This is a genomic window from Streptomyces albus subsp. albus, assembly GCF_000725885.1.
In the GTDB taxonomy this organism is placed as follows: Bacteria; Actinomycetota; Actinomycetes; order Streptomycetales; family Streptomycetaceae; genus Streptomyces; species Streptomyces albus.
The window spans coordinates 1-24,292 of sequence record NZ_JODR01000031.1 but is presented as its reverse complement, the minus strand read 5'-3'; the positions used below and the strand labels follow the sequence as shown (position 1 = coordinate 24,292).

General features: G+C 72.8%; 24 protein-coding genes. 6 read left to right on the top strand and 18 right to left on the bottom strand.

The window, feature by feature from the left end; genetic code table 11:
- Positions 1-11: 11 nt before the first annotated feature.
- Positions 12-515 carry a MarR family winged helix-turn-helix transcriptional regulator gene (locus IO40_RS0128775; RefSeq protein ID WP_016468297.1) on the bottom strand — a complete coding sequence of 168 codons (504 nt, stop codon included), beginning with the start codon at positions 513-515 and terminating at the stop codon, positions 12-14.
- A gap of 116 nt (positions 516-631) precedes the next feature.
- On the opposite strand from IO40_RS0128775, the gene IO40_RS0128770 reads away from it, so the two are divergent.
- Positions 632-1,171 carry a hypothetical protein gene (locus IO40_RS0128770; RefSeq protein WP_031176410.1) on the top strand — a complete coding sequence of 180 codons (540 nt, stop codon included), beginning with the start codon at positions 632-634 and terminating at the stop codon, positions 1,169-1,171.
- A gap of 121 nt (positions 1,172-1,292) precedes the next feature.
- A complete protein-coding gene (locus IO40_RS0128765) occupies positions 1,293-2,594 on the top strand; it encodes a cation:proton antiporter (protein WP_031176409.1) in 1,302 nt (433 codons plus the stop codon).
- 208 nt (positions 2,595-2,802) lie between these two features.
- Here the strand turns inward: IO40_RS0128765 and IO40_RS0128760 are convergent, their stop codons facing one another.
- The 4 genes from IO40_RS0128760 to IO40_RS0128745 are packed head-to-tail and all read right to left on the bottom strand — an operon-like array spanning position 2,803 to position 7,686.
- Entirely contained in the window at positions 2,803-3,669 is an 867-nt protein-coding gene (locus IO40_RS0128760) for an LLM class flavin-dependent oxidoreductase (RefSeq protein ID WP_031176408.1), read from the bottom strand.
- A 2-nt stretch (positions 3,670-3,671) separates the two neighbouring features.
- Complete coding sequence (locus tag IO40_RS0128755) at positions 3,672-4,709, bottom strand: methyltransferase (protein ID WP_031176407.1); 1,038 nt, start codon at positions 4,707-4,709, stop codon at positions 3,672-3,674.
- Entirely contained in the window at positions 4,706-6,271 is a 1,566-nt protein-coding gene (locus tag IO40_RS0128750; RefSeq protein WP_031176406.1) for a peptide MFS transporter, read from the bottom strand. Before IO40_RS0128750 ends, IO40_RS0128755 begins: the two co-directional genes overlap by 4 nt.
- Positions 6,268-7,686 (bottom strand): tryptophan 7-halogenase, encoded by a 1,419-nt coding sequence (locus tag IO40_RS0128745; protein WP_016468303.1) that lies wholly within the window; start codon positions 7,684-7,686, stop codon positions 6,268-6,270. The genes IO40_RS0128750 and IO40_RS0128745 overlap by 4 nt, the downstream gene beginning before the upstream one ends.
- A gap of 197 nt (positions 7,687-7,883) precedes the next feature.
- Between IO40_RS0128745 and IO40_RS0128740 the strand changes: the two genes are divergently transcribed.
- Positions 7,884-8,417, top strand: coding sequence for a VOC family protein (locus tag IO40_RS0128740; RefSeq protein WP_016468304.1), 534 nt, complete (start codon positions 7,884-7,886; stop codon positions 8,415-8,417).
- Between the two features lie 97 nt (positions 8,418-8,514).
- Here the strand turns inward: IO40_RS0128740 and IO40_RS0128735 are convergent, their stop codons facing one another.
- Positions 8,515-9,729, bottom strand: coding sequence for an FAD-dependent monooxygenase (locus IO40_RS0128735; RefSeq protein WP_016468305.1), 1,215 nt, complete (start codon positions 9,727-9,729; stop codon positions 8,515-8,517).
- A 127-nt stretch (positions 9,730-9,856) separates the two neighbouring features.
- Positions 9,857-11,545, bottom strand: coding sequence for a multicopper oxidase family protein (locus IO40_RS0128730; RefSeq protein ID WP_016468306.1), 1,689 nt, complete (start codon positions 11,543-11,545; stop codon positions 9,857-9,859).
- A gap of 219 nt (positions 11,546-11,764) precedes the next feature.
- Here IO40_RS0128730 and IO40_RS0128725 point away from each other — a divergent pair, with 219 nt between their 5' ends.
- A complete protein-coding gene (locus IO40_RS0128725) occupies positions 11,765-12,451 on the top strand; it encodes an SDR family NAD(P)-dependent oxidoreductase (protein ID WP_016468307.1) in 687 nt (228 codons plus the stop codon).
- Positions 12,452-12,630: 179 nt separating this feature from the next.
- Positions 12,631-14,346, top strand: a complete 1,716-nt coding sequence (locus IO40_RS0128720; protein WP_041969126.1) for an MFS transporter — start codon at positions 12,631-12,633, stop codon at positions 14,344-14,346.
- An 89-nt stretch (positions 14,347-14,435) separates the two neighbouring features.
- Here the strand turns inward: IO40_RS0128720 and accC are convergent, their stop codons facing one another.
- From accC to IO40_RS0128665, 11 genes are all read right to left on the bottom strand, one after another.
- Positions 14,436-15,779: an acetyl-CoA carboxylase biotin carboxylase subunit gene (accC, locus tag IO40_RS0128715; protein WP_030409401.1), complete on the bottom strand. Its 1,344-nt coding sequence runs from the start codon at positions 15,777-15,779 to the stop codon at positions 14,436-14,438.
- A 3-nt stretch (positions 15,780-15,782) separates the two neighbouring features.
- Complete coding sequence (locus IO40_RS0128710) at positions 15,783-16,337, bottom strand: acetyl-CoA carboxylase biotin carboxyl carrier protein (RefSeq protein ID WP_033228542.1); 555 nt, start codon at positions 16,335-16,337, stop codon at positions 15,783-15,785.
- Positions 16,338-16,530: 193 nt separating this feature from the next.
- Positions 16,531-18,228, bottom strand: a complete 1,698-nt coding sequence (accD, locus tag IO40_RS0128705; RefSeq protein WP_016468311.1) for an acetyl-CoA carboxylase, carboxyltransferase subunit beta — start codon at positions 18,226-18,228, stop codon at positions 16,531-16,533.
- Positions 18,229-18,540 carry an antibiotic biosynthesis monooxygenase family protein gene (locus IO40_RS0128700; protein ID WP_030409398.1) on the bottom strand — a complete coding sequence of 104 codons (312 nt, stop codon included), beginning with the start codon at positions 18,538-18,540 and terminating at the stop codon, positions 18,229-18,231.
- Positions 18,530-18,880: an antibiotic biosynthesis monooxygenase family protein gene (locus IO40_RS0128695; protein WP_016468313.1), complete on the bottom strand. Its 351-nt coding sequence runs from the start codon at positions 18,878-18,880 to the stop codon at positions 18,530-18,532. The genes IO40_RS0128700 and IO40_RS0128695 overlap by 11 nt, the downstream gene beginning before the upstream one ends.
- On the bottom strand, positions 18,880-19,632 hold the full coding sequence (locus tag IO40_RS0128690; RefSeq protein ID WP_016468314.1) for an SDR family NAD(P)-dependent oxidoreductase: 753 nt from the start codon (positions 19,630-19,632) through the stop codon (positions 18,880-18,882). The genes IO40_RS0128695 and IO40_RS0128690 overlap by 1 nt, the downstream gene beginning before the upstream one ends.
- A 41-nt stretch (positions 19,633-19,673) precedes the next feature.
- Positions 19,674-20,135: an anthrone oxygenase family protein gene (locus tag IO40_RS0128685; RefSeq protein ID WP_030409397.1), complete on the bottom strand. Its 462-nt coding sequence runs from the start codon at positions 20,133-20,135 to the stop codon at positions 19,674-19,676.
- Positions 20,132-20,617 carry an SRPBCC family protein gene (locus IO40_RS0128680; protein WP_030409396.1) on the bottom strand — a complete coding sequence of 162 codons (486 nt, stop codon included), beginning with the start codon at positions 20,615-20,617 and terminating at the stop codon, positions 20,132-20,134. Before IO40_RS0128680 ends, IO40_RS0128685 begins: the two co-directional genes overlap by 4 nt.
- An 11-nt stretch (positions 20,618-20,628) precedes the next feature.
- Positions 20,629-21,906: a ketosynthase chain-length factor gene (locus IO40_RS0128675; protein WP_016468317.1), complete on the bottom strand. Its 1,278-nt coding sequence runs from the start codon at positions 21,904-21,906 to the stop codon at positions 20,629-20,631.
- Positions 21,903-23,207: a beta-ketoacyl-[acyl-carrier-protein] synthase family protein gene (locus IO40_RS0128670; protein WP_031176402.1), complete on the bottom strand. Its 1,305-nt coding sequence runs from the start codon at positions 23,205-23,207 to the stop codon at positions 21,903-21,905. The genes IO40_RS0128675 and IO40_RS0128670 overlap by 4 nt, the downstream gene beginning before the upstream one ends.
- On the bottom strand, positions 23,204-23,638 hold the full coding sequence (locus tag IO40_RS0128665; RefSeq protein WP_016468319.1) for a cupin domain-containing protein: 435 nt from the start codon (positions 23,636-23,638) through the stop codon (positions 23,204-23,206). Before IO40_RS0128665 ends, IO40_RS0128670 begins: the two co-directional genes overlap by 4 nt.
- 145 nt (positions 23,639-23,783) lie before the next feature.
- On the opposite strand from IO40_RS0128665, the gene IO40_RS0128660 reads away from it, so the two are divergent.
- Positions 23,784-24,206, top strand: coding sequence for a SchA/CurD-like domain-containing protein (locus IO40_RS0128660; protein ID WP_016468320.1), 423 nt, complete (start codon positions 23,784-23,786; stop codon positions 24,204-24,206).
- Positions 24,207-24,292: the final 86 nt, after the last annotated feature.

The following is a 24,292-nucleotide window of genomic DNA, read 5'->3' as shown; positions in this document are numbered from 1 at the left end:
CGCGATCGGGGTCAGCCGGCCCGCTCGCGGAGCCGTTCGGCGTGCCGTTCCTGGAGTTCGCGGTTGCGGCGCAGGAAGTCGACGAGGAGTTCCAGCTCGGGGAGGGAGTAGCGCGCCATGAGGGCGGCACCCTCCTCGGCGAGCGGGCCGTAGAGGTCGGCAGCGCCGCGCCGTGTCTCCTCCGTGGCCCGCACCACGGACTTCCGCCGGTCCTGCGGGTCCGGTTCGCGGGTGAGGTAGCCGAGCCGGGCCAGCCGGTCGAGCATCGCCGTGACGCTGCCCGTGGTCAGTCCCAGCGCCGCCGCCAGTTCACTGGGGGCGGCGCTGTCGCGTTGGGTGAGGACGTCGAGGCAGTGCAGGTCGGTGCGGTTGATGCCGAGGCGTTCGGCGGTGGCCGCGTCCACCGCGTCGGTCGCGCTCTGGAGGGCGCGGACCTCCGCACCGAGCTGCCGGCGCAGCTCGGCCTCCTTGGAGTGCCGGCCGTCGTGCGCGATGGAGGGAGTTTCGCTTGACATACAAGTATCTCGACTCTCAAAACAAAGCTGTCCGGTTAGCTTGGTAATCAAGATAACCGGTGGCCACGGCATGTCCACATCGGGTTGTTGCCCGGGTTCCCGGAAGGAACACTGCGATGAGCAACCAGCACACCGAACACCCCACCGGCACCACCGAGACCACAGAAACCACCGGCGGGACCGCCCCCGAGCAGGTCGAAGCCTTCTACACCAACGTCAAACGGCTCGGCCACTGGACCCGGGCCCGCCTCATCGACGTCCGCGCCCGCCGCTCCTGCGTCCACCTCGACCTGCGCTCCCCCCAGCTGCCCGAGGGCGATCTCGAACTGCGGCTGCACTGCGAACGCAGCATGCTCAAGCTCCTGCTCCCCGAGGACGCCGTCCTCGACGAACGCGAACTGGCCCTCGTCGGACGCTGCACCGTCAAGGACCGCGAACGGCACGTGCCGCACCACGGCCGCGTCATCCGGCTCTCCGGCACCCTCCAGCGCGGCGAGATCCGCGTCGCACGCGGCGGCGTCGCCACCCTGAGCGCCCTCTTCAGCCGCGAATTCCTCGACGACTGCCGCACCGCGCACCGCCGGGGCACCACACCCGTGCTGCCCGACCCCGCGGCCGTCCACCCGCCCGAGCCGTCCGCGAGCCGGTCCCGCTGACACCTCGGCAGACCTTCGAGCGCGCCCCCTTACCGTCCCGGACCATCGCCGGACCATGCCCGGTCCCGGCGACCAGGTCCGAGGGCCCGAGCGGCCCGAACGGCGCAGGGGGCGCACTCATATGACGCAGGAACAGATACAGTCCTTCTTCCTCGGGCTGGCCGCCATCCTGGCGCTCAGCCGGCTCCTGGGCGCCGCCGCCCGCAGACTGGGCCAGCCACCCGTCGTCGGCGAGCTGCTGGCCGGGCTCCTCGTCGGCCCCACCCTCTTCGGCGGCGCGCTCGCCGACCACCTCTTCCCCACCGATGTGCGGCCCATGCTCACCGCGCTCGCCAACCTCGGCCTCGTGCTGTTCATGTTCGTCATCGGCTACGAACTCGACCTGAGCAGGCTGCGCGGCCAAGGACGCGTCGCCGCCAGCGTGTCCCTGTGCTCGGTCCTGCTGCCCCTCCTGCTGGGCGGGCTGCTCGCCCTCCACCTCGCCGACCGCCACGCCACCGGCAGCCGCGCCGCGTTCGTGCTCTTCCTCGGCGCCGCCATGGCCGTCACCGCGTTCCCCGTGCTGGCGCGCATCCTCGCCGACACCGGACTGGGCCGCACCCGTGTCGGCGGCATCGCCCTGGCCGGCGCCGCCCTCGACGACATCCTGGCCTGGTCCCTGCTCGCCGTCGTCGTCACCGTCGCCGGCGGGGGCGGCCAGTGGCGGATGCTGCTGGCCCCCGTCTACCTGGCCCTCATGCTGCTGGTCGTCCGGCCCCTGCTGCGCCGGCTGTTCGACGGCCGCCGCGACGCGACCGGCTGGCAGGGCTGGGCCCGCGAACACGTCACCGCCGACCAGCTCATCGTCGTCATCGGCGGGCTGCTGCTCTCCAGCCTCGCCACCGAATGGATGGGCGCGCACTTCGTCTTCGGCGCCTTCCTGTTCGGCGCCGTCATGCCCCGCGACACCTTCCGCGGGCTGCGGCCCCAGATCACCGACCGCCTCGAATACGTCACCCGGCTGCTGTTGCTGCCCGCCTTCTTCGTCGTCGCCGGGCTCCAGGTCGATCTCTCCCGGCTCGGCAGCCGCGGGCTGGGCGAACTCGGGCTCATCCTGCTGACCGCCGTGACCGGGAAGTTCGCCGGAGCCTACGTGGCGGCCCGCGTCAACCGGGTGCCCCCGGCGCAGAGCGGGGTGCTGGCCACCCTCATGAACACCCGAGGGCTCACCGAGATCGTCATCCTGACCGTCGGACTCCAACTGCACGTGATCGGCGGCGAACTGTACGGACTGATGGTGGTCATGGCCCTGGTGACCACCGCCATGGCCGGGCCGCTGCTCCATCTCCTCGGCCGGCGTGACGGCGGCGTCACCGCGCTCGGCGACTTCGAGTACGCCCTGCCCTCCCCCGCCCCCCGGAAGACCCCGGCGACGAAACCCTGACCACCGGGCCCTTGCCGCCCGGCCTTTGCCGCCCGGCGTTCACCGCCCGCCCCGACCGCACAGCCCGCCGGCCGCCGTCCTCCCCTTCTCCGGAGGGCGGCGGCCGACTGCGTGCGGGGTCAGGGGCAGGGCCCGTACTCCTGGGACAGCGCCCCGAGCACACGGAAAGGCCCGCCCTCCCGGGGGAAGGGCGGGCCTTCGGCGGGGATCAGGAGAGGGTGGCCGCCGCCAGCAGGTCCAGCTCGCGGGGGGCCGCGCCGCAGGGGAAGACCAGCAACTCGTCGCATCCGGCCGCCTCGTACGCGGCGACGGTCTCCCGCAGGGCTCCCTCGTCGGTGAGGACCGCCTTCGCCGCCATCTCGGCCTTCGGCCCGATGAAGGCGTAGTACGCGCGCAGATAACGCTCCGCCCGCTCCCGCGCCCCCTCCCCCAGGGAGGCGTACAGCAGCGCGACGAGCCGCGGCTCACCGCCGCGCCCGGCATCCCGCCACGCGGCGCGGGCCCGCCCCGCGAGGTCCGCGTACCCGGTGGCGGAGCTGCCGCCGGCGATCCAGCCGTCGGCGTGCCGCGCGGCCCGCCGCATCGCCGCGGGGGTGTGGCCGCCGACGATGATCTGCGGCCCCCTGCCGGCGGGCCGGGGCCCGATGCCGGTGACGCCGGTCGCGGTCCGTTTGCCGTCCCAGACGGCGCGGAGTTCGCCGAGGGTCTCGTCGAGGCGGCGGCCCCGGTCGTGGTAGCCGGTGGCGGTCGCCCGGAAGTCGTCCTCGCGCCCGCCGGCCGCCACACCGACGACGAGCCGCCCGCCGGACAGCTCGTGGAGGGTGGCCAGCTGCTTGGCGAGCAGGGCGGGCCCGGGCCGGTAGGCGGCCAGCAGGACGGTGGTCGCCAGCCGGATCCGGGTGGTGACGGCGGCTGCGGCGGTGAGCGCCGTGAGGGGTTCGTAGCTGTCGTACACGAGCCGGTCGAGCACGCCGAGGCTGGAGAAGCCGTACGTCTCGGCACGCCGTGCCCAGTCGAGCAGGCGGGGTCCGTCGGTGTCGGGCACGGTGGTGGGCAGGCCCACTCCGATCTCCACGGTCACTCCCCCTTCCGGGCGGGCGGCTTGTGGGCGACGAGCAGCGTGTTGCCGAGGGGCAGCGGGTGCCGGGTCACGCCGGTGAAGCCGGCCTGTTCCATCCAGCCGGTGCAGTGGCCGGGGTGGTATCCGGCGCCGGCCGGTGTCATGACGAGCATGTGGAGGCTGGCGACGAGGGAGGTCAGATGGGGGGTGTCGCCGTTCATCGGGTCGTAGACGAGGAGCGCGCCCCCGTCGCGGACGGCGGCGTGCGCCTTGGTGATGAGGGTGCGGCGCTCGTCGCGGGAGAAGTCCGCGAGGACGTGGCCGACGACCAGCACGTCGGCGGGTGGCAGCGGGTCGGTGAAGAAGTCGCCGCCGGTGAAGGAGAGCCGGTCGCCGACACCGAGCGCGGCGGCGTGCTCGGCGCACGGCCCGGCGTTCTGCGGCCGGTCGAACACGGTGGCGCGCAGTCCGGGCCGGGCCCGCAGCAGATGTCCGGCGAGGTTGCCGCGGGCGCCGCCGACATCGGTGAGGGTGCGGTACCGGGACCAGTCGAGGGCGTCCAGCAGACCGGGCACCAGGGGTTGGCTGAGGGAGTCCTGCATGGCCAGGAACATCCGCCGGGCTTGCGGATCGGCGAGCATGGCCTCGAAGTCGCCGTCGGCCTGGGGTCTGCCGGTGCGCAGGGCCTCGGTGAGGCGGCCCCAGGCCGGGTAGAGCACGTGGTTGGCGCCTTCGAGGAAGCCGCCCTGGTAGTGGGGGCCGCGCACCAGATGCGCCTGGGCCGCGGGGCTGTTGCGGTAGCGGCCGTACCGCCGCTCCAGCAGGCCGAGCGCGGTCAGCGCGTCGAAGAAGTCGGCGGCGGCGCGGGGGTGCAGGCCGAGCGCTGCACGGAGTTCCTCGGCCTCCGCGCTGCCGTCGGCGGACTCGGCGAGGGTGGTGAAGACGCCGAGTTCGAGCGCGGTGAGCAGCAGCTTCGCGGAGGCGAAGCCGAGTCCCAGGCTGCTGAGGTCGGCTGCGGGGGCGGCCGTGCCCGGGGCCGGGGTGACGGAGGTCATGCGGGGTCACCTTCCTTCACGGTGGTGGGGCCGGACCCGGGTGCGGGCGCGGGCTCGGCGGTCCCGTCGGCCGCGGGCCCACCGGGTTCGGGGGCCAGCCCGCGGGCGACGGTGTGCCGGCGCAGGGCCAGGGCGCCGCCGACGGTCAGAGCCAGCACGGCGAGCAGCAGGTAGTACAGCGCCTCGGGGATGACGTCGATGAGCCGCACCAGTCCGCTGCCGGCACCGCCGCCGAGCGCGGCGAAGAGCCACAGCAGGCCGAGCATGTGGGCCAGGAAGCGGCGCGGCAGGACGTCGGCGACGGCGGCGATACCGACGGCGGCGACGATGAGTTCGCCGCAGGCGTGCATCAGATAGACCACCAGCAGCCACAGCGGGGAGACCCTCTCGTCGCCGGAGGCCAGTGCCGCGGCAAGCGCCATGACCAGGAAGCTGACGCCGGTCAGCAGGAGGCCCGCGGAGAACTTGGCGGGGACCCCTGCGCGCCCGCCGCGCTGCTGGAGCAGGAACCAGGCGAACAGCGGCGCGAGCACGAGGATGAACAGCGGCGTCGCGGACTGGAGCCAGCTGACGGGCACCTCGAATCCGAAGACCTCACGGTCGGTGGAGTGCTTGGCGAAGAGGGTCAGCGACGAGCCGTCCTGGGCGATCAGCGACCAGAAGAGGGTCGAGCCGAGGAAGATCCACAGGAAGGAGCGCAGCCGTCTGCGGTCGCCCGCGGTCAGCTCCCGGCTGCGGTAGAGCACGGTGTAGGCGAGGACGGGGGCGATGACGGATGCCATGCCGACCAGCGCGATACCGCTCCCGGCGGTCAGTCCCCCGACGAGGGCCAGACCGCCCAGCAGGACGGCCAGGCCGGCGCCCACGGCGCCGGTGAGCGCCTTGGCCCGGCGCGCGGCGGCGGGCTCCAGGGGTCTGCCGGGCCGCTCGCCCTCGCCCTGGAAGCGGGGCCGGGCCAGGGCGACCTGGACGGTGCCCAGCAGCATGGCGGTGCCCGAGACGGCGAAGCCCAGCCGCCAGTCGACGCGTTCGCCGAGGAACCCGGCGATCAGCGGGGAGGTGAGCGCGCTGACCTGGATGCCGACGTAGATCAGGGAGATGCCGGCCTCACGGCGTCCGCTCTCCTTGAACATCAGGTTGAGCATGGCCTGGTGGTTGGGCTTGTACAGGCCCATGCCGACGGCCAGCAGGACGAGGGCGAGCGGGGTCAGCCACAGCAGCGGGGTGGCCAGCGCGAAGTGTCCGAGGGTGGTGATCGCGGCGCCCAGCAGCAGGGTGCGGCGGGGCCCCAGCAGCCGGTCGGCGATCCAGCCGCCGGGCAGGCACAGCATGAAGGCGAGCCCGATCCAGGCGCCGAACAGGGCGGCGGCATCTGCCTTGGCGAGCCCGAGTCCGTCCTCTTCGCGGGGTGCGACGGCGAACAGCACGAGGATGGCCTGCATGCCGAAGAAGCCGAACCGCTCCCACAGGTCGCTCATGAACAGGGTGCGGAACCAGGGCGGCCAGGGGCGCATCGAGGACGCCGCCCCGTCCTGCCGGGGCGCGGGTGGTGCGGCGGTCATGCTGCGGGTCCTCCTTCGGTGGCGGGGGTCTGGGCGCGGGCCAGGTGCAGGGAGGGGCGGAAGGCGAGGTAGAGGCCGCCGACGGCGTTGGCCGGGCTCATGGGGGCCTGCTTCTGCTCGTGCACCTTGTTGAGGTTGGCCAGCGGGTTGGGGTCGCCGCTCTCGGCGCCGTTGAGGTGGGCGTGGACGCTGGCGTACACGTCCTGGGCGTCCTCCATGTCGGCGATGCCGGTGATGATGCGGTCGAAGGCGTCCTGGAGGTTGAGGCCGTCGCGCTGGGCGCGGGTGAGCTTCTGCGCGTTGTAGAAGTGGTGCTCCTTGCCGCGGTAGCTCTCGTAGAAGACGGAGACCAGCACCAGCAGCCGCTCGTAGGCGTGCCGGTAGACGGTGTTGAAGAAGTGCCAGGCCTCCTTCTCCTCGACCTCGCCGCGCAGCACGCTGGTGAGGGAGGCGCTGGCGAGCATGGCGCTGTAGGTGGCCAGGTGGACGCCGGTGGACAGCAGCGGGTCGAGGAAGCAGGCCGCGTCGCCGCACATCAGATAGCCGGGGCGGCCGAAGTCCTCGGCGTTGTAGGAGTAGTCCTGCTCGACCTTCATGCCGGTGACCTGTTCGGCGTCGCCCAGCAGACCGGTGACCGCGGGGCATTCGCTCATGGCCTGGTCGTAGACCTGCTGGATGCCGCCGAGCCGGCTGCGCTTGTCGTTGAAGATGTCCCGGCCGGTGACCAGGCCGATGCTGGTGGTGCCGTCGTGCAGCGGGATCACCCAGAACCAGCCGTCGGGTGCGGAGCACACGGCGATGGCGCCCTTGGGGCCGCGGTCGAGCGGCTTGACGTTCTTCCAGTAGGACCAGGCGGCCACGTTGCGGAAGATCTCGTGGTACTCGCGGTTCTTGAGGTGCTTGGCGGCCACGACGCCGCCGCGCCCGGAGGCGTCGATGACGTAGTCGAAGGTGATGCGTCCGCTCTCGGCGGGGTTCTTGGTGTGGGCCCAGTGGGCGGCGACGGGCCTGTCGCCGTCGAACTCCAGCTCCTTGACGGTGATGTTCTCCACGACCTCGGCGCCCAGTTTCCCGGCGTGCCGCAGCAGGATCTCGTCGAACTCGGAGCGGATGACCTGCCAGGCGTTGGTGCCGTCGTCGCCGAGGCTGTCGAACTTGACCTCCCACTCCTCCGGACCCCAGAAGAAGTAGGCGCCGCCCTTGGGCTGGAAGCCGTGGGCCTGGACCGTGTCCCACACACCGAGGAGTTCGAGGATCGGCCGGCACGAGGGGAGGATCGACTCGCCGATGTGGTAGCGGGGGAAGGTCTCCCGCTCCAGCAGGGTGACCTCGAAGCCCTCCTTCGCCAGCAGTCCGGCCGCCGTCGATCCGGCGGGCCCTCCCCCGATGACGAGGATCTGGGTGGAACCACGCATGAATGTCTCCCTCTCTTGGCGGCCTTGGGCGTGTCGTCGGCCAGGCTGTGGCCCTCCCGGGCACGGTGCGCCGGGATGCCGGAGGGGTGGTGGAGGGGGGCTCGATGGGTGCCGTGGTGGATCGAGTGGTGCTCGAGCGGGGTGCCGTGTGCTGGCGGACGCAACGGTACGAACACACCCCGGCGAGGAGTGATCCCATGCGTGCGAGAGCGGTCAGAATGTGGGCGGCGGGAACGGCGGGCGCCGCGGCGCTGACCGTGGGACTGGTGGCGGGCGCCCCCTCCGGTGCCGGTGCCGTCTCCCCCACGTCGGCGCGTCCCACCGTCCAGGAGGCGCCCCGGTACGGCCAGCCGACCCTCTACACCGAGAACATCGACGAGATGCTGGACTTCTACCACGAGGCGTTCGGCTTCAGGGTGGACTACCGCTTCCCCGAGCAGGGGCCGGCGGTCTTCGGCACGGTCAGCCTCGGCGACAGCTACTACCTGACCTTCTGCACCTACGACGTGATCAAGGAATCGACGCCGCTGAAGCGGATCGGGCCCTCCAAGCGCAAGCAGTCCGAGATCGCCGTGCTGACCCCCGACGTGGACGCCGCGTACACGAAGGCCAAGGCGGCCGGCGCGCGGGGGCTGATGACACCCAAGGACCAGCCGTGGGGAGAGCGTTCGGCCTACGTCTCGGACCCGGCGGGCAACCTGGTGCAGATCTCCACCCACAACGGGTCCTGACCCCGCACCGGCCCACAGCGGAGGGGAGGGGGAGCGGCTGTCCGGCCGCTCCCCCTCCCCTCCGCTGTGGGCGCCCGGCCCGCCGGGGCCGGGCCGCTCAGCGGGCGGCGGTGACGGGCTCCTCCCAGTCGACCCGGTAGCTGTAGACCGGCTCGGTGGCCTTGACGCCCAGCTTGAGGAAGAAGGGCAGCACCAGATCGCGGACGGCGCGCTGGAAACCGTTGGCCGCGGCCTTCTGGTTGCCGGTCTTCCGCCCCTCCTTGATGACCTTCTCCACCCGGTCCTTGCGGGCGCCCTGGAAGGCGGCGAACGCCTGCCGCACATCGGGGATGTCGCGCACGCACTTGGCCAGCACGATGCCGTCCTCCATCGCCATGGAGGCACCCTGCCCCACGTGCGGGGAGGTGGCGTGCGCCGCGTCCCCCACCAGACAGACCCGGCCCTTGTGCCAGGTGGGGATGGAGGGCATGTCGTAGATCGGGTAGCCGATGATCCCCGAGGGGGTGTCCTCGATGAGCTGCGGCACCGGGTAGTGGTCCTTGCTGTGCTTGGCCAGCAGCCGCTGCTGCCACTCCTCGTGGCTGACGGACTCGATCTCGCCGCGCTGCGGCTCCCGGCCCAGGTGGTAGTTCTCGAACCAGTAGATCTCCCCTCCCGGGGTGGTCTGGTGGCCGAAGAACCCCTCCAGGCAGAAGGACATCCGCATGGTGCCGTCCTCCGGCGCCCCGTGCCGGGAGCGGGTGTACCCGGCGGTACCGATGACTCCCGTGTACGCCGGCTTGGGAGCGTCGGGCAGCACCGAGTAGCGGGTCCTGGAGTGGATGCCGTCGCAGCCCACCATGAAGTCGCCCTCGGCGGTGGAACCGTCGCGGAAGTGCACGGTCACCCCGTCGGCGGTCTCGGTGACGGACTCGAAGAACTTCCCGAACTCGATGGTGATGCCGCGGGAGAGCGCGGCCTCGCGCAAGGCCTTGTTGAGCAGGCCGCGCTTGAGCAGCAGCGTCTGGGCCGGGTTCTCGCCCAGCTGCTTGCCGCGGTGGTTGAGGAACGCGGTGCTGGTGGTGGGGCTGCCGTACTTCTCGACCTCCTCGCGGATGCCGAGGGTCTCCAGCACGGCCAGCCCGTTGGGGGCCAGGTTGAGGAAGGCACCCACGTCGTCGCGCGGGGTCTCGCTCGCCTCGTGGATGACCGCCTCGACCCCGATCCGCTGGAGGAAGAGCGCCAGCACCGGGCCGGCGATACCGCAGCCGATCAACAGGGCTCTGCGCTGCGGCGGGGTGCCCGGCAGTCCCGGCGATTCTCCGTTGCCCATACTCGACCTCTCCTGTGCTCGGTCACTGGTGGTTGTCGGTCGGCGACGGTCCGCAGCGTAGGAAGAGACGCTTGCGGGACGCTCGAACGCGCACGCCGTGCTGCCGCCGTCCTGGCACGCCGCTCGCTCAGTGGTGGCCTCCCGGCACCCGGCGCGGCGCGGAGCGCTCGGTCCCGGGCCTGACGACCGTGAACTGGCCCATCATTCCCTGGTCCTCGTGCCACAGCATGTGGCAGTGGTACATGTACGGCGTCGTCGGATCGGTGTGCTCCGGCATCGGGACGGCCAGCCGTACGGTCTCGCCCGGTGGCAGGTAGACGGTGTCCTTCAGGCCGCGCAGCCGCTCCGGCACCGGCCGGCCGCCCGAGGAGACGACACTGAAGCTGGTGCCGTGCACGTGGAAGGAGTGCGGCCGGCCGTCGATGCCGATGACGTCCCACAGCTCCACCGCGCCGGCCGGCGCCACCACGTCGATGCGGTTCATGTCCATGGTGCTGCCGTTGATCTGCACCCCGGACAGTTCGAAGCGGCGCCGCCGCGCGCCCCGCGGCGCCCTGACCGCCTCCGGGGCGCCGCTCAGCCGGGCCGGGACCTCGCCCGTCTCCCGCAGTGTGGCCGCGGTACGGAACTGGAGCAGGTCGAAGGTGTCCTCGCCGCCGTCCAGCCGCCGGTTGGGGAAGTCGACCCCCAGATCGGGCGGGTAACTGCGCAGCACCACGCGCTCGTCGGGTTCGAACGGCACAACGATCTCGGCTCGTTCGGCGGGCGCGAGCCGCAGTCGGCGCAGCCGAACCGGTGCCGACAGCAGCCCGGCTTCCTGGGCGACAAGGTGGAAGGCACGCCCGTCGGTGAGACCGAGGTCGTAGACCCGGGCGTTGGAGCCGTTGAGGATGCGCAGCCGCACCAGCCTGGTGCTCACAGGCAGATGCGGGTCGCGGGTGCCGTTGACCAGGATCGTGTCGCCGAGGACCCCGAGCGAGCCGACACCCGCCAGCGATTCGGCGAACGAGGCGCCCCGCAGCGAGAAGGAGCCGTCGTCCTCGAAGGCCCGGTCCTGGATGATCAGCGGCACGTCGTCCACGCCGTAGGTGTTCGGCAGCCCCGACGCCTCGGAATGCTCGTCCTCCAGCAGGAAGAGGCCCGCGACCCCCCGGGTGACGTGGTCGGATGTCGCGCCGTGCGGATGCGGGTGGTACCAGAGGGTCGCCGCCGGCTGGTCGATGCGCCAACGGGGCCGCCATCTCCCGCCCGTGGGCACCGCCTGGTGCGGGCCGCCGTCCATCGGTGCGGGCAGATGCATGCCGTGCCAGTGCAGTGTGGTGGTCTCCGGGAGCCGGTTGTCGAACGTCACGGCCACCCGGTCGCCGCGCCGGGCGCGCAGCGTGGGGCCGAGAAATGGCCCGTTGACGCCCCAGGTCGGCGTCCGCTTGTCCGGCAGCAGCCGGCTGGTGCCGGCGCGGGCTTTCAGTTCGAAGGTCCGCACGCCCCTGGCGTCGCGGTCCGGCTCCAGCAGCCGGGGGACGGCGAGCCGGTTGGTGAAGTCCAGGGTGCCGGCGGTGGACCGATGCCGGTTGCGATAGACAACGGCGAAGTTGACGCCGTAGGCCCCGCCGGTTACCACGCCCAGACCGAGCAGGGAACCGGCGGTGACCAGCACCCGGCGGCGGATCGTCCGCCGTCTGCGGCGGGCGGGCGGCCCGGGTCCGGCCGACGCGCGCGCTGTCGCGGGCACCGCCTCCTCGGCCTGCCCGCCTTTCCCCGTCTGCTCGTCCGGGCGCGCGCGGTCGCCGGAGAGGCCGAGTGGAGTGTCGCTCACGCGCCCAGGGTGACCTTCCCCGCTCGACTCCCGCTGGAGCGGCGCTGGTCCGCGTACCCGCGCCCGCGCGCGACGTGCCGGGCCCCGGGTGCCGAAAACGGGCACGGACGGGCGGCTCTCCTGCCAGCCGGGCCTTCGAGCGGGGCTCCAGCGGGGCGGCGGATGCTGCGCGGCGGCGCCCGGGCGCCGTCCCGATCTCCTGCCACACGGAGGCTTCCCATGACGACTCTGCCCAGGACGGCCTTGGTCACCGGGGCGAACCGCGGTATCGGACTGGCGGTCGCGCGGATGCTGCACGAACGCGGCCACCACGTGCTGCTCGCCGCGCGGGACGCTGAAGCCGCCCGGTCGGCGGCCTCCGGGCTGGGGACCGGGGCCCGGGGCGTGGCGCTGGACGTGACCGAGCCGGTGACGGTGGAGAAGCTGGCCGCCGAGGCGCAGGACGTGGACATCCTCGTCAACAACGCAGGGGTGCAACTCGACTGGGGCGAGCGGCCCAGCACCGTGGACCCGGCGCTGGTGGAGCGGACCCTCCAGGTCAATCTGCTCGGCTCCTGGCGGGTGGCCGCCGCCTTCCTGCCCGGCATGGTGCGCCGGGGATGGGGGCGTGTCGTCAACATCTCCAGCGGTACCGGGTCCTTCACCCTCGGGATCGCCGGCGCCTGCCCGGCCTACTCCGTCTCGAAGACCGCGCTCAACGCGCTGACGGTGATGCTCGCGCGGGAGACGGAGGGCACCGGCGTCCTGGTGAACGCGATCAACCCGGGGCTGGTGCGCACCCGGATGCGGCCCGACGCGCCGCAGTCGCCGCAGGAGGCCGCCGAGCACATCGTGCGGGCCGCGACCCTTCCCGACGACGGGCCCACCGGGGTCTTCCTGCGGCGAGAGACCGTCATCGGCTGGTAGCCGCGCCCGGTGCGGCACCGATCGGGGGTAGCCGGTGCGGCGTCCTTGGGGACAGGCGGTCTCCAGTGCGGCTCCAGCGGCGGCTGGGATGCTGCGCAGGGGCCGTGGGTCAGCCCGGACGCGGTCCACGGCCCCTGACCCCCGCACGACTTCCCTGCCGAACCGGACGGTAACGCCCCATGACCACTTCGCACGGTGTCGCCCCCTCGCCCGAGGGCGCCCATCCCCGACGCTGGCTGGCGCTCGGGGTCCTGCTCGCAGCAGCCTTCATGGACCTGCTGGACGTCACGATCGTCAACATCGCCTTACCCGACATCCGCAACGATCTGAGCGCCGGCTACGCGGCGTCCCAGTGGGTGGTGACGGCCTACACCCTCGCCTTCGGACTCGGGCTGATCACGGGTGGCCGGCTGGGGGACCGCTACGGACGCAAGCGGATCTTCCTGCTGGGAATCGTCCTGTTCACGCTCTCCTCACTGCTGTGCGGAGTCGCGCCGGACGTCGAGGTCCTGGTGACCGCGCGTGCCGTGCAGGGCATCGCCTCGGCACTGATGGTGCCGCAGATCATGGCGACAGTGTACGCGATCTTCCCGGGCAACGAGCGCGGTGGTGCCAGCGGCGCCTACGGTGCCGTGACGGGGCTGGCCGCGGTGGCCGGGCCGCTGCTGGGCGGCGTGTTCGTCGCCTATGACGTGCTGGGGCTCGGCTGGCGTGCGGTCTTCCTCGTCAACGTGCCGATCGGGGTGGCGGCGCTGTTCGCCGCCTTCGTCCTGGTGCCGGAGACGAAGTCGGACTTCCCGCTGCGGATGGACATCGTCGGCGTCGTCCTGGTCAGTGCCAGCCTGCTGCTCCTCCTGTACCCCCTGGTGCAGGGACGCACCAGCGGCTGGCCCGCCTGGATGGTCGTCGCGATGATCGCCGCGCCCGTCGTCATGGCCGGTTATGCGCTGCACGCCCGCACGAAGGAGCGAAGAGACCACTCGTCGCTGGTGCCGTTGCGGCTGTTCGGGCAGCCCGGGTTCAGCGCGGGCACCATTGTGCTGTTCGTGTTCGACGCCACGATGATCGGGTTCTTCCTGGCGGTTTCGCTCACGCTCCAGATCGGCCTCGGATACAGCGCCATGCGCACCGGCCTGCTGTTCCTGCCGTGGGCGATCGGTGCCGGCCTCACCTCCGGTGCCGCCGACCAACTCGTGGGCAAGCTGGGGCGGCATCTGCTGACCGCCGGCGCGCTGGTGATGGCCGCGGGCATGCTGTGGTTCTCGCTGGCGCTGGAGCCGGGCGCGAGCTGGTGGGAGCTGGCGCCGGGGCTGTTCCTCGCTGGCATCGGCATGGGCGGCGTGATCGGCCCGGCCTTCACCGTCGCGGGCGCCCATGTGGAGGGCCGGGACGCCGGAGCCGCCTCCGGATCGCTGAGCGCCGCCGTGCAGCTCGGCAACGCGACGGGCGCCGCGCTGCTGGGTGTCCTGCTGTTCACACCGCTGGCCAACGCCGCACCCGACGCGTATGACGGGCACGACAAGCAGTTGCGTTCCGAGCTGACCGCGGCCGGCCTTCCGGCGGCCGAGGCGCGGGAGCTGTCCGCCCAGCTGCGCCCCTGCTTCCTCGACCACGCGAAGGAGGAGAACCCCGACAAGCGGCCCGCCAGCTGCGGCCCGGTGTTCGCCAAGGCCGGCAGTGATCCCAAGGTGCAGCAGGCCGTGGACAAGGCGGTCGACGCCGGCCGCGCCGACATGTTCACCGACACCTTCGGGCGCTTCGTCTGGTTCACGATCAGCGGTCTCGTCGTCGTCGCGCTGCTCGCCCAGACGATGCCGCGCGAGGTGCGCGGCTACGAGAGCCGGGGCGGGGAAGGTGAGAGCGAGGTCGAGGACCGGGAGGGGGCCAAGAGCTGACGCCCGTCCTCCCCTCATGACGGAGCCCCGGCCCTGCTCGCAGGGCCGGGGCTCCGTCATGAGGGGTCGGACGCCGGATACGCGGAGCGTCACTCCCGCGTGTCGAGGAACGAGGTGATGTGCTTGCCCGCGCGGAAGACCGGGTCGGCGATGATGTCGCGCAGCAGCGGGATGGTGGTGTGCACGCCGGGCCCGGCGATGCGGAACTCGGCCAGGGCCCGGTCCATGCGGTCCAGCGCCTCGCCGCGTTCGGGCGCCCAGCAGATGACCTTCGCCAGCAGCGAGTCGTACTGCGGGGGCACCTTCCAGCCGGCCCGCCCGTGGGTGTCCACCCGCACGAACGGGCCGCCGGGCGGTACGAATTCCTCCAGCGTGCCCGGCGCGGGCGCGAAGTCGCGTTCCGGGTCCTCCGCGTTGACGCGGCACTCGACGGCCACCCCGCGCGGCACCAGGTCCTCCTGGGTCGTGCGCAGCGCCTCCCCGGAGGCGACCCGGATCTGTTCCCGCACCAGGTCGACGCCGTAGACAGCCTCGGTGACGGGGTGCTCGACCTGGATGCGGCAGTTCATCTCCATGAAGGAGAAGCCCTCGTCGTGGACCAGGAACTCGAAGGTGCCGGCGCCGGTGTAGCCGATGGCGCGGGCCCCCCGCACGGCGGCGCGGGCGATGGCCGAGCGCAGCTGCGGGTGCAGTCCGGGCCCGGGGCTCTCCTCGATGAGTTTCTGGTGCCGGCGCTGCACCGAGCAGTCCCGTTCGCCCAGGTGCAGCACGGTGCCGTGGCCGTCGGCGAGGACCTGCACCTCGATGTGGCGGGCGCTGTCGCAGTAGCGCTCCATGTAGACGCGGTTGTCGCCGAAGACGGCCTGCGCGGTGGCCCGCGTCTGCCGGTAGGCGGGCAGCAGATCGGAGGGGGTGCGCACGACGGTCATCCCGCGTCCGCCGCCGCCCGCCGCGGCCTTGATGATGAGCGGGTAGCCGATGCGGCCGGCCAGGTCGGACGCCTCGGCGGCGCTGTCCACGGTGCCGGGGCTGCCGGGCAGGACGGGCAGCCCGGCATCCGTCATCAGCGAACGGGCGACGGCCTTGTCGCCGAGCTGGGAGAGCACCTCGGGGCGGGGCCCGATGAAGGTGAGGCCGTTCTCGGCGCAGATCTCGGCGAAGTCCGGGTCCTCGGAGAGGAATCCGTAGCCGGGGTGCACGGCGTCGGCCCCGCTGCGCAGTGCGGCCTCCACGACGGCCGGTGCCGACAGGTAGGACTTGCGGGGCGCCCCGGGGCCGATGCACACGGCGGCGTCGGCCTCCCGCACATGGCTGCTGTCCTGGTCGGCCGTGGAGTGGACGGCGACGGTACGGATGCCCATCTCGCGGCAGGTCCGCATGACGCGCAGTGCGATCTCGCCCCGGTTGGCCACCAGGACGGTGCCGATCCCCATCGCTCAGCCCTCCTCGTCCGGGCCGCCGGCACCGGTGTCGTCGGGGTCGATGAGCACCAGGGGCTCGCCGTACTCGACGGGCTCCCCGTCGCCGACCAGCACCTCGACGACACGGCCCGCCCGGGTGGCCTCCAGCGGGTTCATCAGCTTCATCGCCTCGATGATGCCGAGCTGCTGGCCCTCTTCGACGTGGTCGCCCGGCTGCACGAAGGGGGGTGCGCCGGGGGCGGGCGCGGCGTAGAAGGTGCCGACGAGCGGGGCGCATTCGCGGTGTCCTTCGAGTGCTTCCGTCCCGGCGCCCCCCGCGGCGACGGGTCCGGACGGGTGCGGGGCCGGCGCCGTACCGGCGGCGGACGCCGCCTCGCCGTCCCACTCGACCTCGACACTGGCGGCGCCGAGTGCGATCCGTACGCGGCGCGGTCTGCTGGGGCCCACGCGGACGACCTCGGCGATGCTCCGGCAGATGTCGGTGAGGGCGAGGCCGCTGTTGTCGTAGCCCAGGGGGGCCAGCGTGCCGTCGCCGGTGGTCCGTGGGCTCTCCTGTGTCAGCTCGTTCATGAGTGCCTCTCCGTAGTACCTTCCGTTGCCGTTGCCGTTCCGGATGCCGTGCCCGGGCCCGTTGCCGTCGCGGCCGTTCATCCCTCACCCCTGGGCCGGCGCGTCCCCGCGGCGGGCGGGGACGGTGCGGTGCCGCCGCGGCCGGCGACCACGGCGGGGCGGCCCGGCCGCCCGCTGCCCGCGCGGCCACCGGTCACGGCCGGCCCTCCGCCAGACCGAAGGCGCGGAAGCGCCGCCGACGCGCGGCCACCGGGCCCTGCACCTCGTCGGTCTGCCCGGTCTCCGGTGCCGGGCGCAGCTCGCGCAGGGCGGCGACGACGGCTCTGCGCACGGCGTCGCTCAGTGCGGTGGTGTCGGTGTGGCCCCCGCCCTCCGGTTCCGGGATCACCCCGTCGACCACACCCAGGCGCAGCAGCGAGGCGGCGTCCAGGGCGAGTTCGTCGGCGGCGACGGCGGCCTCGGCGGCGTTCTTCCACAGGATGGCCGCACAGCCTTCCGGACTGATCACCGAATAGGTGGCGTTGGCGCAGATCAGCACCCGGTCGGCGACGCCCAGCGCGAGCGCCCCGCCGCTGCCGCCCTCGCCGGTGACCACGGCCACGACGGGCACGGGCAGCGATCCCATCAGCCGCAGGTTCTCGGCGATGGCGACGGACTGGCCCCGCTCCTCGGCGGTCAGCCCGGGATAGGCGCCGGGCGTGTCGATGAGGGTCACTACGGGCAGGCGCAGTTTGGCCGCCAGCCGCATCAGCCGGGCCGCCTTGCGGTAGCCGGCCGGTGAGGGCATGCCGAAGTTGCGGGCGACGAGTTCGGCGGTGGTGTGGCCCTTCTGATGGCCGATGGCCATGATGGGCAGGCCGTCCAGGGTGCCGATGCCGCCGACGACGGCCGGGCACTCCTCGCCGGCCCGGTCGCCGTGGAGTTCGACGAAGCCGTCGAGCCAGTAGCCGATGTGTTCCAGCGCGGTGGGCCGGCCGGCCTCGCGGGAGAGCTGGACGCACTCCCAGGCGGGCAGCTGGTCCAGCAACTGGCTGTCGCGTACCACCGGGTCGGTCTCGCTCTCGCCCCAGCCGGGGCCGGGCCGGTCGGTGACGGCCAGCAGCCGGGCGAGGCGGGCGCGGATCTCGCCGCGCTCCCACACGTCGTCGACGAGGCCGCGGTCGCGCAGGAACTCGGCGGTCTGGAAACCGTCGGGGAGCCGCTGCCGGATGGTCTGCTCGATGACCCGCGGCCCGGCGAAGCCCATCCGGGCGCCGGGTTCGGCCACCACCACGTCGGAGAGGGTGGCGAAGGAGGCGGCGACGCCGCCGTAGGTGGGGTCGGTCACCAGGGTGACGGTCAGCAGTCCCGCCTCGTCGAGCTGGGCCAGCGCGTTGCTGGTCTTGGCCATCTGCATCAGCGAGAGGGCGCCCTCCTGCATGCGGGCGCCGCCGGAGGCGGTGACCAGCAGCAGCGGGGTGCGGTCGCGCAGGGCGGTCTCGGCGGCCGTGGTGACGGCCTCCCCGGCGGCGACGCCGAGGCTGCCGCCGAAGAAGCGAAAGTCCATCACGGCCGCGGTCAGGGGCCGGCCCTCGATCCGGCCGCGCACCGGGAGGACGGCGTCGGTGCGGCCCGTGGTGTGCCGGGCCTGCTGGAGCCGCTCGGCGTAGGGGCGCTGGTCGACGAAGTCGAGCGGGTTGTGCGCGGTCGCCGCGACGGGCAGCTCCTCGACGCTGCCGGCGTCGAAGAGCTGTGCCACGCGCGCGGGGGCGTCCAGCCGTGCGTGCGCGCCGCATTCGGGGCACACCCGCAGGAGCCGCTGGTAGCGCTTGCCGTAGACCAGGGAACGGCAGTGGCCGCACGAGACCCAGGAGGGCTGCTGGGCCGGCGGTGCGGTGGTGGTGGTTGTCATCTAGTACTCCGCGTCCACCTCGTAGATGCCGAACGGGACATCCAGCCGGCTGTCCCGGTACGGGCGCAGGGGCGCCGTGTCGTCCTTGTGGGCGGCGCCCTGCTCCCACGCGCGGAAGGCCGCCATGTCCCTCCAGCGGCTGACGACGACGAGCGCGGTGGGGTCGGCGGGCGAGCGCAGCAGCTCGTTGCCGAGCATGCCGGGCACCTTCGCCATCCGGGCGCTCACCCGGTGGTAGGCCGCGCGGACCGCCGCCAGCTCCTCGTCGTCGTAGGCCGCCTGGTGGACCAGCACCCGGACCTCACCCGGCATGGGCGGATTCCGCCGTGCCCGCGTCGCCCTCGATGTGGGCGACGACGTGCATGGTGGTGAAGGAGCCCTGGGAGCGGTAGGGGTGCAGCCGCTCGCGGTGGGCCAGGTGCTCTTCGCCGGACTCGAAGGCGCGGAAGCCGGGCTCGTCCCGCCAGTCGCTGACGATGTAGTAGACGGCTTCCTCGTCGGTGGACTTGGACAGCCACTGGCCCAGGCAGGCGGGATGGCCGGTGACGGCCTCGGTGCTGCCCTGCCAGACCTTCTCGAACTCCGCTTCCATGCCGGGGTTGATCTGCATGCGCAGCAGCACCCGGAAGGTGCCCTGTGGGGTGGTGGTCATCAGGAGATCCCTCCGTCCACGCCGATGGTGGCGCCGGTGACATAGCGGGACAGGTCGCAGGCCAGCCACAGGACGGCGCCGGCGACCTCGTCGGGGGTGCCGAGCCGGCCCAGCGCGGTCTTGGCGCTGTACCGCTCGATCATGAGCTTCTGCTGGTCCTCGGGCATCTTGTGCAGGTTCTCGGTCTCGATGACGCCGAGCGCCACCACGTTGAAGCGGATGCCGCGGGGCCCGAACTCCTTGGCCAGGGAACGGTTCAGGCCGACCAGCGCGGCCTTGGTGGCGGTGTAGTGGGAGCGCAGCGGGATGCCCGCCTCGACGGCCTTGGAGCCGATGCTGATGACGGAGGAGCCCTCGCCCAGCAGCGGCAGCGCGGCCTGGGTGACCAGGTGGACGCCGGTCAGGTTGGTGTCCACGATGCGCCGCCACTCCGCGAGGGGCAGCTCGGCGTAGGGGATGTGGCTGATGGCGCCGGCGTTGTTGACGACGACGTCGAGGCGGCCCCACCGGTCGCGGGCCTCGCCGAGCAGCGCGGCGACACCGTCGGGGTCGGAGACGTCGGCGCGCGTGACGTGGTGGTCGCCGCCGGTCTCCTTGAGCGCGGCCTGGAGCGAGGTGACCGCCTCGCTGTCGTTCTGATGGCAGGTGAGCACATCGCAGCCCGCCCCGGCCAGGGCGAGCGCGATGCCCCGCCCCACTCCCCTGGTGCCGCCGGTGACGAGGGCCTTCTTGCCCTTGAGGCCGAGATCCATGTGTTCCTCCGTAACGTCGTGGGCCGGGCGGTGGGGTGGTGTCACAGCAGCAGGGCGAGGGCGGCGCAGTTGGTGACCAGCGCGAGGATGGTCAGCACGCTGCGGCGCTGGTTCCAGGCGCCCCAGCGCCATCGCGGGTCGCGGTCGGCGAAGTCGCGCGGCAGGTTGTCCGGGTCGAGGGTGCGCACCCACTTGTTGACCGGGACGTTCTTGGTGAGCGAGATGAGCACGGTGAAGGCGGCCAGTACGGAGCCCGCGACGAACAGGCCGCGGGCGCCGGCCTGCGGGGCGAGGACGGCCAGCCAGATGTCGCCGGCCAGCGTGCCCAGCAGGCACAGCGGCATGGCCGGGTCGTAGCGGGTGGCGAAGAAGGCGTGCGCGTGCACGTACCGGTCGGCGGGCAGGGCGGCCAGCAGCGGCCAGCCGCCGAGCTGGGTGCCGAACAGCACGCCGGCCGCGAGCCCGTTGAGCAGGACGACGAGCGGGGCGAGGCAGGCGATCACCGGCCCGCCGCCGTCTTCGCCCGCGCCGCCGCCTCCTCGACCTTCCGCTTGATCAGCTGCATCTGCACGGCGGTGTTGCGGTTGAGGTGTTCGGTCATGCCGTCGTCGCTGACCGGGGCGGTGTCCTTCATGTGGAAGTCCTGCACCCAGCGCATCCGTACGCCGTCGCCCTCGGGCTTGTACTCCCAGTAGATGTTCATGTACTCGAAGGGCCCGGTCTCCACCCGGTGGGCACGCACCTGCCGCCGCCGGGGGTCGGGCACGCGCTTGGAGACCCAGCTCCACACGTTGCCGTCCTCGTCGGGGTGCATGGTGAGCCGGAAGGTGATCTCGCGGCCCTGCTCGCCGGTGGTGTCCTCCAGGATCTCGACGGCCGCGTACTCGCTGAACAGCCCGGGCCAGCCGGCCAGGTCGTTGGTCATGTCCCAGACCAGGTCCATCGGCGCGTCGATGACGATGCTGTTGTCGGTGTGGCCCGCCATGGGGTCCCTCCTCAGTTGTCTCGGTGTCCCAGCAGGAGCGCGGCGTTGAAACCCCCGTGGCCGCGTGCCACCACCAGCGCGGTGCGCAGCTCGGCGGGGCGCGGCTCGCCCAGCACGAGGTCGATCTCGTATCCGGGCGCGGGCGCGGTGGGCCCCGCGGTGTGCGGGACGGTCTGGTCGCGCAGCGCGAGCAGCGCGGTGGCGGCGTCCAGGGCCGCTCCCCCGCCGTACAGCCGCCCGGTCAGCGTCTTGGGCGCGGTCACCGGCACCCCGCGCGGGCCGAACACCTCGGTGAGCGCGGCGGCTTCGGCACGGTCGGCCTCCGCGACGCCGAGCGCGTCGGCGAAGACGACGTCCACGTCCGCCGGCTCCAGCCCGGCGTCGGCCAGCGCGGCGCGTACGGTACGGGCCAGCACGGGGCCGCGCGGGGAGTCCGGCGGCGGGTCGAAGGCGGCGGCGTAGCCCAGGACGCGGCCCCAGATGCGGGCGGCGCCGCGCGCCTCGGCCGCGTCGGCGTCCTCGACGACCAGCAGCGCACCGCCCTCGCCCGGCAGATAGCCGGAGGCGTCCGCGTCGAACGGCAGATAGGCGCGGGCCGGGTCCGGCACGGTCGTCAGATGTCCGGTGGTCAGCTGGGCGGTCAGCCCGTAGGGGCACAGCGACGCGTCGGTGCCGCCGGTCATCACCAGCTTGGCGCCGGTACGGATCAGCCGCCGGGCCTGGCCGAGGGCGTCCAGCCCGCCGGCCTGCTCGGTGCACAGCACCCCGCAGGGGCCGCGCAGCCCGTGCCGGATGGAGATCTGGCCGGTGGTGGCCGCGTAGAACCAGGCGATGGACTGGTAGGCGCCCACCCAGTCGGGGGCGTGCTGGTAGAGGTTCTCCATCTCGTGCTGGCCGAACTCGGTGCCGCCCGAGGAGCTGGCCGTCACCACGGCCAGCTCGTACTCGGACAGTTCGGCGGGCACCACGCCCGCGTCGGCCAGCGCCGCCTCGGCGGCGGCCAGCCCCAGATGGGTCCAGCGGTCGGTCTGCTGGATCAGCCGGCTGGGCACCCTGTCCTTCGCCGAGAAGCCGGGCACCTGGCCGGCCAGCCGCACCGGGTAGGGGCTCGGGTCGAACAGGGTGATGGGGCCGATGCCGGAGCGGCCCGCCAGTACGGAGCGCCAGTGCTCCTCGGTACCGATGCCGGTGGGGGCCACCACCCCGAGCCCGGTGACGACGGGCGCGCGGGTGGGGGTGGTCACACCGGTGGCGGACAGGGGCGCGGGGGCGGTGGCCGTGCCGGTCATGCGCCCACCCCCTCGTGGGCGACGGTGCCGGGCCGGGCCAGCAGTGTGGCGCTCTGGAAGCCGCCGAAGCCGCTGCCGACGCTGAGCACCACGTCCATGGCGTGCTCCCGGGCGGTGAGCGGCACATAGTCCAGATCGCACTCCGGGTCGGGGTGGTGCAGATTGGCGGTGGGCGGGACGACCTGCCGCTCCAGGGCGAGGGCGCAGGCGGCCACCTCGATGGAGCCGATGGCCCCCAGCGAGTGGCCCACCATCGACTTGATGGAGCTGACCGGCACCCGGTAGGCGTGCTCGCCGAGGCTGCGTTTGAAGGCGGCCGTCTCGTGGCGGTCGTTCTGCTTGGTGCCCGAGCCGTGCGCGTTGATGTAGTCGACGGCGGTGGGATCGAGCCGCGCCCGGTCCAGGCAGACGCGGATGGCCTCGGCCATCTCGCGGCCGTTGGCCTTCAGCCCGGTCATGTGGAAGGCGTTGCTGCGCCCGGCGTAGCCGACGATCTCCCCGTAGATCCGTGCCCCGCGGGCCTCGGCCGCGGACTTCTCCTCCAGCACGAGGACGGCCGCCCCCTCGCCGAGGACGAAACCGTCGCGTTCGGCGTCGAAGGGCCGGGAGGCGTGCTCGGGGTCGTCGTTGTTGGGCGAGGTGGCCTTGATCGCGTCGAAACAGGCGGAGGTGATGGGCGAGAGCGGTGCGTCGGTGGCACCGGCGAGCACCACGTCACTGGTGCCCTCCTCGATGAGCTGCACGCCGTGCCCGATGGAGTCCAGGCCGGAGGTGCAGCCGGTGGACACGAGGGCGGCCGGCCCCTCGGCGCCGACCTCCCAGGCGACCTCCACGGCGAGGGTGGAGGGCACCATGTAGCCGTACAGGTGCGGCACGCCGTAGGTGTGGTCCACCAGCCAGTGCTTGCCGGCGTCGCTGAGCAGGACGTACTCCTCCTCCAGGCCCATGGTGCAGCCGACGGCACTGCCGATGCTCACCCCGGTGCGGCCCGGGTCGGCGGCGGCGAAGTCGAAGCCGCTGTCCTCGACGGCCTCCCGGGCGCTGACGACGGCGAACTGGGCGGCGCGGTCCATGCGCCGGATCTGCCGGGGCGTGAGCCCGGCGGCGACGGGGTCGAAGTCGGCCTCGGCGGCCATCCGGGAGCGGAAGCCGGTCGGGTCGAACAGCGAGATGCGGCGGGTGGCGGTGCGGCCGTCGGCCAGCAGTTTCCAGAACGCCTCCCGGCCCACCCCGCCCGGGGCGACGACGCCGATGCCGGTGACGACGGCCCTGCGGCCGGTGGCCGCGGCGGTGGCCGTCACGAGGCACCGCCGACGGACGGGTTGGGCTGCTCGGGCCGGGCCGGCCGCTCGGTGTCGACGTGGCCCAGGTCGGGCCGGGGCGCCAGCGGCGAGAGGTGGAAGGCGGCGTGCGCCGGTTCCGTCCCGGTGTTGACGAGCCGGTGCCGCACCCCGATGGGCACCAGCAGCGAGTCGCCGGGGCCGAGGGCGACGGGCTGGCCGTCCATCGTCATCTCCAGCTGCCCGGTGACGACGTGCAGGAACTCCTCGGAGTAGGGGTGGTAGTGCTCGGTGACGTGTTCGCCCGGCGCCAGTGTCAGCACCCCGCCGAAACCGCTGGTGCATCCGGTGGTCCTGGGGCTGAGCGTGGTCCTGATGTCGCCGCCGCGCCGGGTGTTGGCCTCGACGTCGTCGGCGTGCACCCGGACGGTACGCGTGATCTCGGTGGTCACTGACCCCGCCTCCTCATCGGCATCTCCTGTGCGGTTCCGCAGCGCCGTGCACCGTCGCAGGGGCGCCTAGGGGTCCGCTCGAAGAGGCGTCGACGCACCGGACGACGACCGTCCCTCGAGTCACCGGCGAGCGGGATGGCGGCAGATGGCGGGCAGCGGGGGTGACACCCGCGTCCGCGACCAGGAGGAGCAGGCCATGCCGTTCGCCGCCATCACCTACGACATCAAGGCGGGGTACGAGAAGGAGATCTCCGAGATCTTCCGCACCTTCCGTCGGGTGGGCTCGCCCGTCGTCCGGGACGAGGCGGGCGGTGAGACGGCGCGCATCCTGTCCACGGCCGTCTTCCTGCGCGACGCGACGATGGTGCGGCTCATCGAGTACGAGGGGGACCTGGACGCAGTCGCCCGGCACATGGCCCGCCAGCCCGGCGTCCAGGAGGTCGAGCGGAAGCTGGCGCCCTATCTGTCCCGGCCCAGGGACACCGGCACCGTCGAGGGGTTCGTCGCCACGTTCCGGCGGTCCCTGCTGCCCTGCCTGGCCCAGATGTCGGTGCGCGACGCTTCCTAATGCTGTTGTCAAGCGGCCGTAGTCACTGGAGGCATGACTTGATAGCGCCGTCGGTCACGGATCAGGGCCCACAGGACGTTGACGCG